This window comes from Sorangium sp. So ce281 (genome assembly GCF_051527395.1).
In the GTDB taxonomy this organism is placed as follows: domain Bacteria; phylum Myxococcota_A; class Polyangia; order Polyangiales; family Polyangiaceae; genus Sorangium; species Sorangium cellulosum_B.
On the sequence record NZ_CP150322.1, the window covers coordinates 1886128 to 1902944 of the forward strand.

At 70.3% G+C, this 16817-nt stretch carries 15 protein-coding genes; 8 read left to right on the top strand and 7 right to left on the bottom strand.

Features of this window, described 5'->3' with window-relative positions; all coding sequences use genetic code 11:
- The 7 genes from WMF27_RS07150 (at position 1) to WMF27_RS07180 (ending at position 8167) form a co-directional block, all read left to right on the top strand.
- Positions 1 to 411 carry a response regulator gene (locus tag WMF27_RS07150; protein WP_437769669.1) on the top strand — a complete coding sequence of 137 codons (411 nt, stop codon included), beginning with the start codon at positions 1 to 3 and terminating at the stop codon, positions 409 to 411.
- A complete protein-coding gene (locus WMF27_RS07155; protein ID WP_437769668.1) occupies positions 408 to 983 on the top strand; it encodes a YfiR family protein in 576 nt (191 codons plus the stop codon). The genes WMF27_RS07150 and WMF27_RS07155 overlap by 4 nt, the downstream gene beginning before the upstream one ends.
- Entirely contained in the window at positions 984 to 3413 is a 2430-nt protein-coding gene (locus WMF27_RS07160) for a TonB-dependent receptor plug domain-containing protein (RefSeq protein WP_437769667.1), read from the top strand. It abuts the gene before it with no gap.
- Positions 3410 to 3721 carry a hypothetical protein gene (locus WMF27_RS07165; protein ID WP_437769666.1) on the top strand — a complete coding sequence of 104 codons (312 nt, stop codon included), beginning with the start codon at positions 3410 to 3412 and terminating at the stop codon, positions 3719 to 3721. The genes WMF27_RS07160 and WMF27_RS07165 overlap by 4 nt, the downstream gene beginning before the upstream one ends.
- A gap of 515 nt (positions 3722 to 4236) precedes the next feature.
- Positions 4237 to 5502, top strand: coding sequence for a PAS domain-containing protein (locus WMF27_RS07170; RefSeq protein ID WP_437769665.1), 1266 nt, complete (start codon positions 4237 to 4239; stop codon positions 5500 to 5502).
- Positions 5503 to 5625: 123 nt separating this feature from the next.
- A complete protein-coding gene (locus WMF27_RS07175) occupies positions 5626 to 6732 on the top strand; it encodes a substrate-binding domain-containing protein (protein ID WP_437769664.1) in 1107 nt (368 codons plus the stop codon).
- 226 nt (positions 6733 to 6958) lie between these two features.
- Entirely contained in the window at positions 6959 to 8167 is a 1209-nt protein-coding gene (locus tag WMF27_RS07180) for a PAS domain-containing protein (protein ID WP_437769663.1), read from the top strand.
- Positions 8168 to 8389: 222 nt separating this feature from the next.
- Here the strand turns inward: WMF27_RS07180 and WMF27_RS07185 are convergent, their stop codons facing one another.
- From WMF27_RS07185 to WMF27_RS07200, 4 genes are all read right to left on the bottom strand, one after another.
- Complete coding sequence (locus tag WMF27_RS07185; RefSeq protein ID WP_437769662.1) at positions 8390 to 9727, bottom strand: hypothetical protein; 1338 nt, start codon at positions 9725 to 9727, stop codon at positions 8390 to 8392.
- Position 9728: 1 nt separating this feature from the next.
- The gene (locus tag WMF27_RS07190) at positions 9729 to 10841 is read right to left on the bottom strand and encodes a hypothetical protein (protein WP_437769661.1); all 1113 of its coding nucleotides are present in this window, start codon (positions 10839 to 10841) and stop codon (positions 9729 to 9731) included.
- Positions 10807 to 12270, bottom strand: coding sequence for a serine/threonine protein kinase (locus WMF27_RS07195; RefSeq protein WP_437769660.1), 1464 nt, complete (start codon positions 12268 to 12270; stop codon positions 10807 to 10809). The genes WMF27_RS07190 and WMF27_RS07195 overlap by 35 nt, the downstream gene beginning before the upstream one ends.
- A 215-nt stretch (positions 12271 to 12485) precedes the next feature.
- Positions 12486 to 13445 (bottom strand): AraC family transcriptional regulator, encoded by a 960-nt coding sequence (locus WMF27_RS07200; protein WP_437769659.1) that lies wholly within the window; start codon positions 13443 to 13445, stop codon positions 12486 to 12488.
- A gap of 73 nt (positions 13446 to 13518) precedes the next feature.
- Here WMF27_RS07200 and WMF27_RS07205 point away from each other — a divergent pair, with 73 nt between their 5' ends.
- On the top strand, positions 13519 to 14262 hold the full coding sequence (locus tag WMF27_RS07205; RefSeq protein ID WP_437769658.1) for an SDR family oxidoreductase: 744 nt from the start codon (positions 13519 to 13521) through the stop codon (positions 14260 to 14262).
- 46 nt (positions 14263 to 14308) lie between these two features.
- Here the strand turns inward: WMF27_RS07205 and WMF27_RS07210 are convergent, their stop codons facing one another.
- From WMF27_RS07210 to WMF27_RS07220, 3 genes are all read right to left on the bottom strand, one after another.
- Positions 14309 to 15142 (bottom strand): hypothetical protein, encoded by an 834-nt coding sequence (locus WMF27_RS07210; RefSeq protein ID WP_437944022.1) that lies wholly within the window; start codon positions 15140 to 15142, stop codon positions 14309 to 14311.
- Positions 15143 to 15392: 250 nt separating this feature from the next.
- Positions 15393 to 16193, bottom strand: coding sequence for a trehalose-phosphatase (otsB, locus tag WMF27_RS07215; protein WP_437769656.1), 801 nt, complete (start codon positions 16191 to 16193; stop codon positions 15393 to 15395).
- Between the two features lie 114 nt (positions 16194 to 16307).
- Positions 16308 to 16766, bottom strand: coding sequence for a hypothetical protein (locus WMF27_RS07220; protein WP_437769655.1), 459 nt, complete (start codon positions 16764 to 16766; stop codon positions 16308 to 16310).
- Between the last annotated feature and the right edge of the window lie 51 nt (positions 16767 to 16817).

Genomic DNA, 16817 nt, shown 5'->3' on the forward strand with positions numbered 1-16817 from the left:
ATGTCACACGGCGGACGCATCCTGGTGATCGATGACAGCGAGATCGTGCTGATGCGGATCCGCGTCGAGCTGTCGAGCGCGGGCTACGAGGTGGCCACGACGACGCAGCTCGTGGGCACGGCCCGTCACCTGCGCGGCTGCGATCTCGTCATCGTCGACTTCTTCATGCCGGGCCTCGACGGCGCCGCCGTCCTCCGCTCGCTCAAGGCCGCCGTGCCCGAGGGCGAGAGGCCGCCGCTCTTCTACCTCTACACCACGGACGCCGAGGCCGGATCGCGCTACGCGGAGCTCGGCTTCGACGGCGTCTTCAGCAGGAAAGGCGATCTCCTCGCCCTCACCCCGCAGGTGCAAGCCGCGCTCCGCATCCGCAAGCTCGCCGGCCTGTCGCGCGGCAAGGAACGCAAGACATGACGCCTCGCCGGCGCGCCCTCGTGCTCGGCCTCTTCGTCGCGGCGGCCCTCGTCCCGCTCCATGTCATGGCGGAGCCGGCGACGGCGCCCTTCGCCGTGCAAGCGGAGATCGTCACGCGCATCCTGCCGTACGACAGGGGCTTTTCAGAGCGGGTGAGGGGACAGGTCTCTTTCCTCTTGCTCTCTCGGGCCGGCGACGCGGACTCGGCGAGCGCCGCGCTCCAGATGAGGAGGGCGCTGAACGACATCGGCAAGGTGCGTGACAAACCGATCCGCGTGGAGAGTGCCGAGTACTCGAGCGCGTCCGAGCTCGCCGCGACGTGCCGCGCGCGCGACATCAACGTCGTGTACATCTCCTCGGGGCTCGGCAGGGAGGTCGCCGCGATACGCGGCGCGCTCACGGACACGGGCATCCTGAGCTTCGCGGCCGTGGAGCCCTATGTCTCGCAGGGGGCCGTGCTCGGCGTCGACGTCGCGGACGGCAAGCCGCGCATGAGCATCAACCTCGCGCAGGCCCGGGCCCAGCACATCGACTTCCCCGCTCCCATCCTCAAACTGGCAAGGATTTACTGAGTGAGCTCGACCCGTCTCGCACTGATCTGCGCCGCGTCGCTCGCGTGGTCGACCGCCGCCCCGCGCGCGGCGCGGGCCGAGGACGTCAGCTCGCTCCTCGAGATCCTCGAAGAGAACGTCGTGTCGGGCGCCTCGCGCTCCGCGGAGCGCGAGAGCGACGCGCCCGCCATGTCGTCGGTGATCACGGGCGCGCAGCTCAAGCTCTTCGGCATACGGCGCCTCGCCGACGCGCTCACCTTCCTCGCGAGCGGCGTCTTCGCGCACGACCGCATGTCGGTCCCGGAGGTCGGCGCGCGCGGGGTCGCCCTGACCCGCGACTCGAACAGCCACGTGCTGATCGTGCTCGACGGCATGGTCGTGAACGAGCAGGGCGGCGGCGCCGTCTTCCTGCACGATATCCCGATCGAGATCGTCGACCATATCGAGGTGGTCCTGGGCCCTGGCTCCGTGCTCTACGGCGCGCAGGCCATGCTGGGGGTCATCAACGTCGTCACGAAGAAGGCCGCCGATCACCAGGGCATCCGCGCCTCCCTGACGCTCGGGGCGTCGCCGCCGCTCGACGAATCGGGCGACATCAGGGCGCCGGACGTCGAGCGCGTCGGGGGCGAGAGCACGGCGACGCTCGGCTTCGGGCGCCGCTTCACGCTGCTCGGGCAGCCCGCGGGCGTGGTGGCGGCGGTCGACATCCACCGCTTCGAGGGGCCCGAGGTGAGCTTCCCGAAGCAGCGGCTCCCGGTCCTGGCGGACGGCGTGTCCGTCATGGATCTCGGCTCGCACGCCGAGCCCGGCTTCTGGGGCGGCACGGTGGAGGAGCAGTGGTTTCGCCGCAAGGCAGGCGCCTTCGTGCGCCTCGACGCCGGCGACCTGACCGCCGTCGCGCAGGCGACGCGCTCGTCGTGGGCCGCGCCCTTCATGGATCTCCACGAGAACCGCGTCGGGGCCTTTGACGACGCCCGCAACGACAACACGCAGTCGCTCGTCCTGACCAGCGTGCGTTATCGCGCCCGCCTGAGCGAGCGGATCGAGGGCGTGGCGCGCGGGTACTTCGGGTACAGCCGGATCGAGCGCTCGCGCTACGTGGTGGGCCACGATCCGCTCGTGCCGCACGTCCCGCTCGACGTGCTCGATCCAGAGCAGTGCCCGCGCGGCCCGTCCGGCCCCTGCCGGAAGGACGCGCTGTTCCTCTCCCGCTGGGTCGGGCTGGAGCTCCAGGCCCGGTACGACTGGGCAGGCGACGGCGCCTCCACGACCATGGCGGGCGTCGACGGGCGCCTCCGCACCTCGGCCTTCGAGTTCGTCGCGTTCGACGAGCTCACGGGGAAGAGTTATGGCTCCGACCCGGCGCGCACGCGCTGGCACGGCGGCGGGCACCGTCTCGAGGACGAGGCCGCGCTCGGGGCCTACGTGCAGCAGACGCTCCGCCTGTTCCGGCCCCTCTCGCTCAACGCCGGGATCCGGGTCGACCTCGACTCGCGTATCCCGCTCGAGTACGTGGCGAACGCGATCTCGCCGCGCGCCGCGCTGATCCTCACGCCGGACGAGCGCGTGTCGCTCAAGCTCATCTATTCGAGCGCGTTCCGCGCGCCCAGCTTCGTCGAGCTCTACACCGTGAGCGGCAGGCTCCTGCCGAACCCGGACGGCCTCAAGCCGGAGAAGGTCTCCTCCCTGGAGGCGGTCTCGTCGTTCCGGAGCGGCGCGTACTCCTTCACGGCCGGCGGCTTCTACTCCGACTGGCGGGACGTCATCGAGCTCCAGCTCCTGAGGGCGAAGGCGCCCAGCGTCTCGAGGTACAACAACGTGCCAGGCATCGAGAACTACGGCGCGAACCTCGGCTTCGAGGCGAGCTTCCTCGAGCGGAAGCTGCGCGTCGGCGTGAACTCCACGTTCGCCGCGACGCGACGCCGCATGTCCGCCGAGCAGGTCAACCGGAACGCGCGGTTCGGCACCGGCGACGACGTCCCCATCACGGTCGCGCCGCAGGTGTACGGCAACGCCCGCGTATCGTACGAGGTCGGCTCTGGCGCCGTGTCCCTGGCGGCCGCCTACATGGGCCGGCGGATCGCCGACCAGGCGTACTATGGCGGCGATCCGTCGAACATCGCCCCTCGCCCCGAGGTGCCGCCGCAGCTCGAGCTCCGCGCGGCGGTGACGGGCGCGATACCCGGGGTGAAGGGCGCCGGGTACATGCTCGGCGGGCAGTACGCGTTCTCCGCCCATGAGCCCTACGTCGTCGGGCCCAACCAGGGGCAGCCGCGCTACCTCGTCGAGAGCGGCCCCACCGCGGATTTCGCGCTGAAGAACCGCCTCACGCTCTTCGCCGGGATCGAGCTTCACCTCGACGACGACGCCGCCGCAGGCAGCCCGGCCGCGGCGGCCAGGCCCTCCTCCATCGCGACCGTCGGGCGCGCGAGCCACGGAGCTTCACGGTGAAGAGCACACGTTTTCCCGCGCTCCTCCTCCGCTTGTCGGCCACGACAGCCCTCCTTTCGGGGGGCTGCGTCGAGGTCGGCCACCCCATCGAGGTGGGCTGTTTCGTCGAGGACGACAACCCGAACTGCTTCGACACGGGCGTCTCCGCGAGCTCTTCTCAGGCGAGCGGGACCACCGGGGCCGGGGGGGCCGGCGGGGCCGGCGGAGGCGGCGCGAGCGCCGATGCCGGAGGCGGCGCAGGCGGTGACGGCGCAGGCGGTGACGGCGGCTCGGCGGGCTCAGGCGGCGCTGGCGGCGTAGGGCTGTGATCGCGCGCGCTAGCTCGCTCCATGACGCTCGATTGCGTCAGCCTGTCCGCCAGATGAGGGGCCGAATGGTCCACCGTGGAGTCATCTCCGACGGTACCCTACGGGTGACTGGCATGCTCTCCTGCTGGAACTGCCACGGTCGGCATCGTCATGAACGAGGACGGAAAAGGCATTGACAGCCGATTTTGTTTCACTTAGTTGTAATAATGAAGCCGGGTTGGAGCGTTGATCAGGCTGGAACCAGAGAAGTGAACCGCCAAGGCGCCAAGACACGCCAAGACACGCCAAGATTTTATGCTTTTCTTGGCGTCTCTTGGCGCCTTGGCGGTTCACTTCTCGCCGTTTTGCATTCGGTTTCAACCCGTTTGTCGCTCAGGACCGTTGTAGCGCCATCATGGAGGGGGATCGTGCGCTATCGAGATCTGTCTGACGGCATTCAGGACGACCGGACGCCTCTGACGAAGTGCGACCTCTTGCCCTGACCGGGCAGAAAATGCTCGATGGAAGTTCCTGTGATGCCCGCGATGAATGAGACCGAGGCCAGCCGGACGCAGAGCGCGACGACCTCGCGGGCCCAGCGGATGCTCGACGCTTTGCCGGCGATCGTGTGTGTCCTGGACCTCGCGGGACCGCGGCTCACCGGGCACAACGCCGCGCTCGTCCGGGCGCTCGGCTGCACGGAAGAAGAGCTCCTCTCGCGGGGCGTCGAGGCGCTCTCGGCGCGCATTCACCCCGACGATCTCGCCGGCCTCGCCGCGCGGGCGGCCGGGCTCGCCGCGGCGCGCGAGGGCGGGGTCGTCGAAGGCGAGCTGCGGGCGCGGACCATCGAGGGAGGGCGAGAGGAGCGGCTCTTCGCCGTGCGCGCGGAGGTCTTCACGCGAGGGGACGACGGCGCCGTGCGCGAGGTCGTCGTCTTCGCCGAGGACGTGACTGCGCGAAAGCGCCGCGAACAGGGCGGTCCCAGGAGAGACGCGCTTCTCGCGGCGCTCTGCGACCGCGCCCCTGTCTTCATGTACGCGAAGGACCGTGACGGCGCCTTCCTCCTGGCGAGCCGCTCGACGGAGCAGCTCGTCGGGGCGAGCCCAGGCAGCATGCTCGGAAAGACCGATGGCGACTTCTGTCCGGCGGAAGTTGCGTCCATTTACAAAGACGTCGATGACCTGGTGCGGAGGAGCGGCGCCCCGTTCGAGGCCGAGGAGATCGTCCCGCAGGCCCAGGGCGATCGGACCCTGTACACGATCAAGTTCCCCCTCCGCGGCGAGGGCGTCCCGGAGGGCGCGGTCGCCGGCATCTCGGTGGACATCACGCGGGTCAAGGCGGCGGAGCGCGAGCGGGAGGCCGCGCGGGACGAGCTGCTCGCGGCGCAGCAGGACACGATACGGGAGCTCGTGACGCCGCTGTTGCCGATCGCCGAGGGGGTGCTGGTGATGCCGCTCATCGGGTTCTTCGACGGCGCGCGGGCGAGCCGGATCATCGAGACGCTGCTGCAAGGGGTGGAGAGGCACGCGGCCCGCATCGCGATCATCGACATCACCGGGGTCAAGGCGGTGGACGTCCAGGTCGCCGAGATGCTCGTGCAGTCCGCGCGCGCCGCCGGGCTGCTCGGCGCGCAGGTGGTGCTCACCGGCATCCAGCCGGCGATCGCGCGGACGCTCATCGAGCTCGACGCCGACCTGCGGGGCCTGGTCACGGCGGGGACGCTGCGGAGCGGCATCGCGTATGCGGTTCCTGTCGGGCAAGCCCGCGGCGGACAGGCGCCGCGCCACGTGCGCCGTGAATGAGGGCGAGGCGCGCCGAGCGCGCGCCATCGCAGCAGGGGCCCGGAGGTCGGCGCGCGCACAGCCGCGCTGGACCGTCAGGGTCGGTGAAACGGATCGAGCTAGTTCGAGAAGAGGAGGGGATTCATGGTCGATCGCGCCATCTTCGGGGGCATCCTTCTGGCGACCAGCGCGCTTGCCTGCAGCTCCAGCGAGAGCACGACGGAAGCGCCGCTGACCATCGCTTACATCACCCACAGCAAGTGCAATCGGTTCCACGATCTGGGTCGCGCGGGCGCCGCGCAGGCGCAGAGCGAGCTGTCGACGACGAGCGCGCGGCCGGTCCACCTGATGATCCTGGACCCTGAATGTCCGGTGCTCACGGACGACGGCAAGCCGCTGGACCCCGACGACGCCTGTTACCTCGCCCGGCCGCAGATGGACGTGCTGCAAGAGGTCATCGACATGAAGGTGGATGCGATATCCGTCGATGTCTTCAGCGGGGAATGCGAGAACGACCTCATCAACAAGGCGGTGGACGCCGGCATCAAGGTCGTCACGTACGGCGGCGACGCTCCGACCAGCAAGCGCCACACCTACTACGGCATGGACAACAAGGCTGCCGCCGCGTTCCTCATGGATGCGCTCGCGACCATCAACGGGAAGACCGGCAAGATCGCCCTGCAGACGATGATGGATGACGACGGTAACGGCGTCTACACCCCCACCCCCGCGGGGACGTTCATCGACCGGCTCGCCGGCTTCTCCGAGGCGCTGAAGAAGTACCCGGACATGACGAACGCCGTGAGCCTCCCCTGCGTGTGCTGCGACTACGCGAACCCTTTCTGCGCGAAGACCGCGGAGGACGCCCTGGTGGAGGACCCCGAGATCACGGGCTTCTTCTTCTCCTACAGCAAGCTCCTCGGCGAGCCCGACCTCGCGCAGAACGCGCCGATGCTCACCGCGAGAGCGAAGGAGAAGAGCATTCACTCGGTGGCCTTCGATACGCTGCCGGAGTACATGGATCGCATGCGCGCGGGGTACGTGGACGTGCTCCTCGGCCAGAAGCTGTTCGGCTGGGGCTACGATACCGTCATGCTGGCGTACGATCTGGTCACCACCGACAGGCAAGTGAGCGCCTTCACCGACGCTGGCTGGTACGTCGTCTGTCCGAACAACCTGGAGGAGTTCGAGCGCAACACCCAGGCGATGGACTACCGAACGCCCCTGTCGAAGTGCAGCTTGCTCCCCTGAGCCCGCCGCTGCTCAGCACGGTAGGCTGCATTGCGTGACGCGCGCCGCGATCGTCGCCTGCGCGGGTAAGCCAGATTGCGGCGCCGCGCCAGGCGGCCGCGACAGGGAAGCGGCGCCGCGTCTTCGGTTTCGCCGCGCGCGCGCCGTGGCTATCATGGGTCGAGCTCTGGTCCGCGCGTCCGCCGCCGGGCCTGGAAGGAGCCGCCATGAGGAGAGGCCTGCCGCGATGAAGGAGACCAGGGCCAAGGAGCAGCAGGACGCGCTCAGCGCGCGAGCCCGGAGGATGCTCGACGCGGCGCCGACGATCCTGTGTGTCGTGGGCCTCGACGAGCGGCGGCTCATCGCGCACAACACCGCCCTCGCCCGCTCGCTCGGCTGTACGGACGACGAGCTCTCGACACGCGGCGTCGAGGCGCTCCTGGATCGGATATGCCCGGACGACATGGCCGGCCTCGCCGCGAGCGCGGAGCGGCTGAAGCGGGCGCGGGACGGCGAGGTGATCGAGGGCGAGCTCCGGGCGCGAGGCCGCGAGGGAGACGACCGCATCTTCGCGGTGCGCGCGGAGGTCTTCGCGCGGAGCGAGGATGGATCGGCGCGCGAGATTTTTCTGTCGGCCGAGGACGTGACAGCGCGAAAGCGCCGCGAGCAGCGCCTCCTCAGGAGCGAGGCGCTGCTCGCGACGTTCTGTGATCACGCGCCGGTCCTCATGGTTGCAAAGGATCGGGAAGGCGCCTTTCTCCTGGTGAGCCGCTCGGTGGAGGAGCTCGTCGGGGCGGCCCGGGGCAGCATGCTCGGAAAGACCGACAGCGACTTCTTTCCACCGGAAGTTGCGGCTATTTACAAAGACGTCGATGACCTGGTGCGGAGGAACGGCGCCCCGCTCGAGGCCGAGGATCCCGTCCCTGACGCCCGAGGCGAGAAGACGTTCTACTCGATCAAGTTCCCTGTCCGGGGTGAGGGCATCCCGGAGGGCGCGGTCGCCGGCATCTCGGTGGACATCACGCGGGTCAAGGCGGCGGAGCGCGAGCGGGAGGCCGCGCGGGACGAGCTGCTCGCGGCGCAGCAGGACACGATACGGGAGCTCGTGACGCCGCTGTTGCCGATCGCCGAGGGGGTGCTGGTGATGCCGCTCATCGGGTTCTTCGACGGCGCGCGGGCGAGCCGGATCATCGAGACGCTGCTGGAGGGGGTGGAGAGGCACGCGGCCCGCATCGCGATCATCGATATCACCGGGGTCAAGGCGGTGGACGTCCAGGTCGCGGAGATGCTCGTGCAGTCCGCGCGCGCGGTCGGGCTGCTCGGCGCGCAGGTGGTGCTCACCGGCATCCAGCCGGCGATCGCGCGGACGCTCATCGAGCTCGACGCCGACCTGCGGGGCCTGGTCACGGCGGGGACGCTGCGGAGCGGCATCGCGTATGCGCTGCAGCGAACGTGACAGCACAGCGCCCCGCGCCTCCAGGCGCTTCGCCCCGCAGCGCGGGCGCCTGCGGCGGGCTGGATCCGCGCTGCGCGCTCTGAGCCTCGGCTCGGGCACCTTTACGTGCTGTGACGATGGCGAGCCAGGTGAGAATCGTGGACGGGTCGCGAAAGGACGTGCGGTCCCGAGGAGCTCCCGCCGAACAATGGGTCGCTCAAGCTGGCCGCGCCGGTTGGCGCGTCATTGCAGCGTGCAGATGAGCCGCTGGCCGCGCACGGAGTAGGCGCCGTCGCGCTGCTCGATCCAGGCGACGAGCAGCTTGACGCCGAGCTGCGCGACGGTCGAGCCGAGGATCTGCGCGCTGCTGCCGTCCGGAAGGGAGAAGATAAGCTGGTTGGGGAGCACGTTCTCACCTGTTCGCGTGAACCAGCCCAGGTTCACGCTCTTTCCAGGCGGCGGCACCAACGTCAAATACACGTTCTCGCCGTCGCTCGCGGCGGGGCCTGGGGGGTTGTACTGGTTTACATTCTGGAGCTTGAAGACAGGGGTAAAGCCGGGCGGGGGAACCTGTCCGAGCGACAGAAAGTCCTTCACGACGCCTACCTCCGCCGAGAGGGCGAGCCTCGGCGGAGGGACGAGGTGCACGATCAAGAGCGTGACGCCATCGCCCTCGGGCAGCGGGAACGCCCCGAAGAAGGACTCCACCTCGTCAGGAGATGGGCTGAACTGGATCTGGCGCGCCACGCCGAGATCGGCGCGCGAGGCGCCCGTTCTGAAGAACGCCTCTCCGGTCGCGTTGTCATCCAACAAGAGGAGGTGCTGGCCGTTCGTGACGGTGTAGTAGCGAACGTTGAGCGAGGCATCGGTACGTGCGCCCTGGGCCACCAGGGTCGGCGCAGGCTCGGACGATCCACCGACGACGAGCGCTCGCGTCGAGCCGCCCGGCGCCGCGCAGGTCGCGGCGTAAAGGGTGTTATCGCCCGCCGGGACGAACGCCATCGACGTCGCCACGTTGGGGCTCGAGCACTCCAGTGCGAGCGCGGGAAACCGCTGGAACGTCCCCTCGGACGAGACGCCGTCGGCGGTCGTGGGGAAGACGAGCTGCCCGATCTCATACCCCACCCTGCCCTGAAGGAACACTCGCCCTCCGGATTCGCGGCCGGTGACGAAAGCCGCGCCGTCGGTGAACGGGAACTCCGTCTTCGACCCGGCTGGCTCCCCGAGCTCGTGCACCGTCCCGATCACGAGCCGGCTGGCAGTCTTGTCGATGATCGAGACAAATACGCGACCGGGTCCGCTTGCCAGCACGAGCGAGGAGGTGTCGACCTCGTGGCCGCCGAGGTCTTCGGACGTGAGGATGTCGAACGGCTCGAGGTCGAGCGCGCACTTCGCCTCGGCCGGCTTGCAGACGCCGTCCTGACAGACGCCGCCCGGGCACCCGGGAGAAACGCTGCACGCTTCGCCGCCGTCGCCTCCTTGGTTCAGCTCCGCGTCGGTGCGCACGCCCGCGATGATCTGGCAGCCGGCGACGAGCAATGCGCCCCCGACGACGAGCCCCCATGGTCGCATCTGGCGCATCTCAAAAGCTACCTCGCAACGACAGCCCCGCTGTTCCGAGCTCGGCCGGAGGCCCCAGGCGCACCTCCAGCGCCGTCGACGGCGCGGCCTCGCTCGACGGCGCGGTCAGGAACACGACCAGGCCAGTGATGAGCGCCGCGCCTCCCGCCGCGAACGCCACGTTGGAGATGTTGGCGGTCGTGTTGGCGTCCTGATGGAGCTTGACCCCCTCGGCGCCACAACGGGGAGGGTCGTCGTTGGTACACCCGTGCTGGTTGCGCGCTTCGCTCATCTTCGAGAGCGTCTCGACACCGAACACCGCGCCTACCGCGATCCCGGCCAAGCTCACCCCGCCCAGCGCGAGCCCGACGGTCCGCTGCGCGCTCCACGAGCTCGCCGTGGGCGCGGCGCTCGTGGCCGCTGGCACGCGCGCTTCCCGCCGTGGCGCGGGCGCGTCTTCGAGCAGAGGGACGTGTACCGTTCTCTGCCCTGGCTTCGGCTCGACGACCACCTCCGTGCTCCACGCCTTTTTGCCAGGCGCCACCACATCAATCGTATGCTCGCCCGGATCGACCGGGATCGCCGAGCCGAACATCGCCGCATCGAGCGGCTTCGCGTTGCGCCGCACCTCGAGCCCCTCGACCCGGGCCTCCGGCGCCACCTCGATGACGAGCCTCGAGAGCTGCGGCTCGAGGAGGCTCGCCCGCCGCCCCGCTTCCTTCGAGCGCCGCCGATCGCCCGCTCTGCGCGCCATTGCCTCGGCGTCGTTGAAGGTCGCCCAAGCGCTCGCCGTCTCGCCATTGAGCTCGTAGCAATCCGCCAGGGCGAGCAGCGTCCCGGCCGTTGGATCCAGCTTCTGGCTTGCGACGAGCTTCGAGCACCCCAGGGCGTAGCTGCCCTGCTTGACGAGCGCGCGTCCCTCGCGGAAGAGCACATCGGCGGCCGCCCGGTCCTCGGCGGTCGGCTCCGCGAGGGCGCGCGGCGCGAGCGATAACGATAGGATCAGCGCGCTCGCGGCGATGACACTGCGCTTGACACGCACTGGTCCTGGGCCACGCACCGATTCCATTATATCGACGCCGGTCGCCGTTGTCCCATAGTTAGCGCCGCTCGTCGTACGAGAACGTCGGCTCACGCCTCGGGGTGGGAGGGGCCTTGGCCGGGGGCTTCGCCCGCAGGGGGGGCGTTGTCGTCTTCAGCTTCAGCGTGGCCGCCGGCGACGGCGACGGCGACGGCGACGGCGAGGTGGGCTCCGGCTGCGCTTTCGCGCTCGCGTCGTGGGAGGCGGGCGCGGAGGGGGGAGCCTGGGGTTCAACGGGCGCGGATGGGGCCGCGTTCGGCGCGCCGACGGAGGCCGCCGGCGGCTCTGTCGGCGCCGGGGATCGCGCCCCCTCCTGCCCTCCCCAGGCGATCACCGCCAGCGCAGCGCCCGCGACGAACGCACCGCCGAGGAGAAGGGGAGCCCAATAGCGCGGCTTCGACAGCAGCACCCCGAAGGGCGGTAGGGCGCCGCTGGGCCAGGACGTGGTGAGCGCTGTCTTCGCCACGGAATCCGACGGGCGCGGTTCGAGCGACCGCTCCGCCCCGGCGCCGGGCGACGGCGGGGAGGCCTCCGCGCGGCGCGACCCCGGCGCGTCCGTGGCTCCCGACAGAGACGACCGCCGCATGTTGAGCACCCGAGAGACCCGCTCCGGATAACCCCGCGCTCGCATGGGCGCGTGAGGCGCAAGGGCGCCGGCGAACGCTGCCACGTCGCTCCAGCGCTGCTCGCGATCGTGCATCAAACACCGCAGGATCACCGCGTCGAGCTCCGGGGGCACGCCGCTCCGGCGCTGGTGGAGCGGCGTAGGCTTCGCCGCGAGCATGCGCCCGTAGAACTCCGCCAAGGTCTCCGCGTGAAACGGCGTCTGCCCGGCGATGAGCTCATACAAGAGGACGCCGAGCGCCCAGAGGTCGCTGCGCGCGTCGACATCCTTCGGCGAGCTCATCTGCTCCGGCGACATGTAGTAGGGGGTGCCGAGCTGCTGGTCGTCTTCGGTGAGGGCGAGCTCCGCGCCGCTGATCTTCGAGATCCCGAAGTCGAGGACCTTGATGCACGACGCGCCGCTGACGTCCTGGGTGACGAACAGGTTCGCCGGCTTCAGATCGCGGTGAACGATCCCGACGGCGTGCGCCTCGCCGACGGCTTCACACGTTTGGAGAACGTACTCCACGGCGTCGTCGAGAGAGAGCGACCCGCTCTCCCTGAGCAACGCGGCGAGATCACGCCCTTCGAGGAATTCCATGACGATGTATGGCGCGCCGCTTTCGAGGGTGCCGACGTCGAACACGCGGGCGACGTGCTGGCTGCGCAGCCGCACCGCCGCGCGCGCCTCGCGCAAGAAGCGCGCGCGCACGTCGGCGGTGACGTGGTGGGCCGAGCGCATGAACTTCACGGCGACGCGCTGGTCGAGCTCGACGTGGAGCGCCGCGACGACGATCCCCACGGCCCCCGTGCCGAGCAGACGCTCCACGCGGTACTTGCCCGCCAAGACGTCGCCGGGCCGGACCGGGGCGTTGATCATGGCTTCCCATGTGGTCTCAGCGGCTCCGGGAGGTCAAGCGTCGCTTGATGGGCTCGCGCGTGTCGCGCGCGTTTCGCCGCCCGACGAACAGGCGCGGCGCTGGTCTTCGAGGGCAGGGTTCCCACAGCAGTTTGGTAGTCCCCTTTGCGTCGTAGTAAACCCACCCGCTGAGCAGGTCGCGCCCGCGCTGCCTGTCATCAGGGCCTCGCGGTGGTTCAGCGTTGCGACGGAAGGCTCGAGCCTTGCTGCGGACCGGAGCTCGCCACCCCGGGGCGCGAAACGGCCTCATGTGCGTAGCGACCCGGAGGCTGGCCCACGTGTCGGCTGAACGCGGTGCTGAACGTGCTCGCCGAGCCGTAGCCGACGCGCTCGGCGACCTCGGCGATCCCGAGATCGTGGCGGCGGAGCAGATCCCTCGCGACGGCCATGCGCCAGGCGAGCAGGTATTCCATGGGCGGCAGGCCCACGGTGCGGCTGAAGCGCTCGAAGAACGCCGAGCGTGAGAGGGCCGCCGTCTTGGCGAGCTGGGCGACCGTCCACGCGCGCGCGAGCTGGGCGTGCATCTGCCGTATCGCCGGCGCGAGCCGCGGATCGGCCAGCCCGCGCAGGAGCCCCGGAGGCGCGTCCTCGGCCGGAGCCGACCGCAGCGCTTCGATGAGCAGCACCTCCACGAGCCGCGTGAGCACGAGGTCGCGCCCCGATCGCTGCTCGTTGGATTCGTCGCCCACGAGCCGTACAAGCACCGAGAGGCGCTCGACGCCGCGCACGTGCAGCACCGCTGGCAGCAGCGACACGAACAGCGCCGCGTCGGGCGAGTCGAAGAGGAAGTAGCCGCCGAGCAGCCGCACGTCCGGGCGTCCACCGCGCGTGCCGTGGCGGACCTCGCCCGTCGGCGCGGGCGTCACCTTCGGGTCGATGCGCTCTGGCCTCACCGGCTCGAAGCCCGACAGGGTGAACCCCGGCGTCGCCGGCAGGAGCACGAAGTCGCCCGCCTCGAGCGTCAGGGCGCGCTCGCCGTCGACGGCGAGACGACAGCTGCCCTCCAGCACGGCGCAGAAGCTCGGCTGGCCGAAGTCCGCGTAGCGGACCCCCCAGCGACCGGCGCCGCTGATGCGCTTCGAGAACACCGCGCGCGGCTGGAGCAGCGCGATGACCTCCGAGAGAGGGTCGTTCATGTCCGGACTCTAGCAAACGAAACGTGGACTACCAATGATAGATAGTCCAGCGCGCCGCCGCTATCTTCCCTTCATGAACACTGTGCTCATCACGGGTTGCTCCTCGGGATATGGACTCGAAACCGCGCGCCGCTTCCACGCGCAGGGCTGGAACGTCGTCGCCACCATGAGAACGCCGCGCGAGGACGTGCTGCCTCGATCGGACCGGCTGCGCGTGATCGCGCTCGACGTGACGAAGCCCGAGAGCATCGCGGCTGCGCTGGAGGCGAGCGGGCCCATCGACGTTCTCGTCAACAACGCCGGCATCGGGCTCATGGGCGCCTTCGAGGCCACGCCGATGACCACGGTGCGCGAGGTGTTCGAGACCAACACGTTCGGCGTGATGGCGATGACGCAGGCCGTGCTGCCCCAGCTCCGCGCGCGGCGATCGGGCGTGGTGGTGAACGTGACGTCGAGCGCGACGCTCGCGCCGATGCCGCTGGTCGCCGTGTACACCGCGAGCAAGATGGCCATCGAGGGGTTCACCGCGTCGCTCGCGTTCGAGCTCGAGGCCTTCGGCGTGCGCGTGAAGCTCGTCGAGCCGGGCTACGGCCCGACGACGCGCTTCACGAGCAACGGGGGACCCCGCATGGAAGGGCTGATTCCCGAGGCCTACGCGCCTCTCGCACAGCGTATCTTCGCCTCCTTCGGGCAGCCGGCGCTGGTGACGAGCGAGTCGGACGTGGCCGAAGGGGTGTGGCGCGCGGCGAACGACGCGTCAGGGCAGCTCCGCTTCCCGGCCGGCCCCGACGCGGTGGCGCTGGCTGGGGCCAGATGAGCGACCACGCGGTGTCGGGGTCGCGATCGACGGGAACGATGGTGATTCATTCCGCCAGGAACTCGCCGCAGCGGCCGTTCCCGCGGCAGACGCCGCTCGCGCAGCTCTCGTGTCGATGACACCGCCGGCCGGGCGCCAGCTTGCAAGCGCCCGCGCCATTGCAGACCTTGTCGTCCAGCACGCAGCCCGGATCGTCCTCGACTCCGGGGCCGAGGGGCGAGCACGTGCCGACCGACCGCTCGACGTTGCAAGCCATGCAGGTTTCGTCGCAAGCGGTGTCGCAGCAGACGCCGTCGACGCATTTCCCGCTCGCGCAGTCCCTCGGCCCGCCGCACGCCCGGCCGTTCGCGCCCCTGCACGCGCCCGCTGCGTCGCAGGCGCGGCCCTGGCCGCACGGCGCGCCTGCAGCCACGACGTGCGTGGCGACCCCGCGTTGACACCCGTCGCTCGTGCATGGGTCGCCGTCGTCCTCGGCGTCGGCGCCGTCCGGCGCAGGATACGGCTGCCCGGCAGCGCAGGTGAGGATCTGGCAGTCGCCCGCGATCTGCCCGGACGGCAGGGCCGGCACGCCGTCGAGCGGGACGTTGACGCACGCGCCTGCAGTGCACGCGTCCGCGGTGCATGGATTGTCATCGTCGCAGTCGGCCGCCTGCGTCTCGGCCGCGCACGCAGGGGCCTCTCCGTCCCAGCCAGCGCCGGGGTCACCCGCCCCGACCCCGTGATCCCCGTCGCTGCCGGCGCCCGAGCCGCCGGAGCCCTGGAAGCTGCGGGCCTTGGGCGAACAGCCCGCCAGCGCGACGACGAGGCACAGCGGCACCGATGTCGCCTGCACGCGGCTCGTGCGGCGGAGCGGAAGTGCTGAGATGTGAAATGTCCACATGCGCCGAACTCTACTGTCGGTCCAGCTCACCCGCTAATCAGACTTCTTCTTTCGAGCGGCGATGGACGAACGGCACGCTCGGTTTGCTGGCGGCGGAGCTCGCGCTCCGTTCGAGGCGCGCCGCCGCCGTCCGGCTCACCACCCCACCGCATCTGCCCGCCTACACCCGTGTCGCGCGCGCCGCGCGCGCAACACCGCTTCTCCTGATCTTCTCTCTGACGTGCAGGAACGGAGAACTTGAGTACGGCCCTCAGACGAGGCGCGGCGCCTCGCCGATCACGCCGCCGCGCCTCGCCGCGAGCGCCTCGAGGAACGCGATCCACGCTCCGGGGCCATCGAGCGTCAGGTCGGGCTCGACCGCGGTGTCCGGCCGCTCGGACGAGGCGATGTAGACGCCCACGCCGCCGATCGCCCGGGCATGGGCGATCGCCGGCTCGTCGGTCGTGTCGTCGCCCGCGTAGACCACCAGCGTCCCCGGCGGCAGCCGCGCCAGCAGGAACGCGAGGGCGCGGCCCTTGTCGTGCGCGGCGTCCCGGGCCTCGTGGATGCTGCGCCCCCTCATGACCACGAACCCGCGCCGCGCCGCCGCGTCCGCCCACGCCCCGAGCGCGTCGAACGCCGCCGGCCGAGCCTCCGCCGGGACGCGCCGCCAGTTGAGCGCGATCGACCAGCGCTTGCGCTCGACCCACAGCGCAGGGACCCGCCGCACCGCCTCGTCCGCCTCGCGCTCCAGCGCGTCGAGCGCCTCGGTCGGCGCCTCCGCCTGGTACACGAACTCCCCGCCCGGCGTCGCGATCTCCGCCCCGTGCTCGCCCACGCGCCACGCCGCGCCGACCGCCGCCGTGCGCGCCGAGACGTCGTGGATCGTCCTTCCCGTGACGATCGCCACGGTCGTGCCCGGCGCCCGCGAGAGCGCCCCCAGCGCCCCGAGGGCGAGCGGCGCCGCCACCGCCACGCCCGCCGTGATCTCGGAGATGGTCCCGTCGAAGTCCGTCGCGAGCAGCAATGACGGCGCTGCCGCCGCGCGCTCGACCAATTCAAGAACGTCCATGCTGCACCAGATCTACCACTGGGCAGGCCAGGAGCACGATGGCAAAGCCGGCGCGACCGGGAGCGACCCGGTGGCCGGCGTTGCTGCTCCACGACGGACAGGCCGCCGCGCGCGTCAGAACCGGATGATCACCTCGTGGACGCGGCGCCCCTCGGTCTTGCCCTCGGTGGCCTCCGCGGGCGACGTCTCCGCGGCGGGCGCCGGCTCGTCCGTCTTGCACTCGTACTTCACTCGCCACTCGGTCTTCTGCACCGTGTGCGTGCTCTCCTGCTTCCGCTTCTTCGGCCCGAAGAAATCCTTCTCGCGGCGCTCGTTGGACTCCGACACGGACTCTTCCCCGACCACGGTCTCGCCCTCTTCGACGATCTCGTAGCTCTCGGGTCCGCCGCAGGTCGTGGCCATCGTCTGGCTCGCCTTCTGCATGGCCACCTCGCGATCGCCAAGGATCGCGAGCTCGCCGCCGACCTTCGTCCGCCTCACGACGCGGACCTCGCCATACGGCTGCCACGAGCACGCGGCCGTGGAACAGAGCGCACACGCGGCGATCAATGCATGAATCGCAGAGAATTTCATGCCTTGCACCAGTACCACCCTCGAAATGACGAGGGCAACAACAAAGCGCGG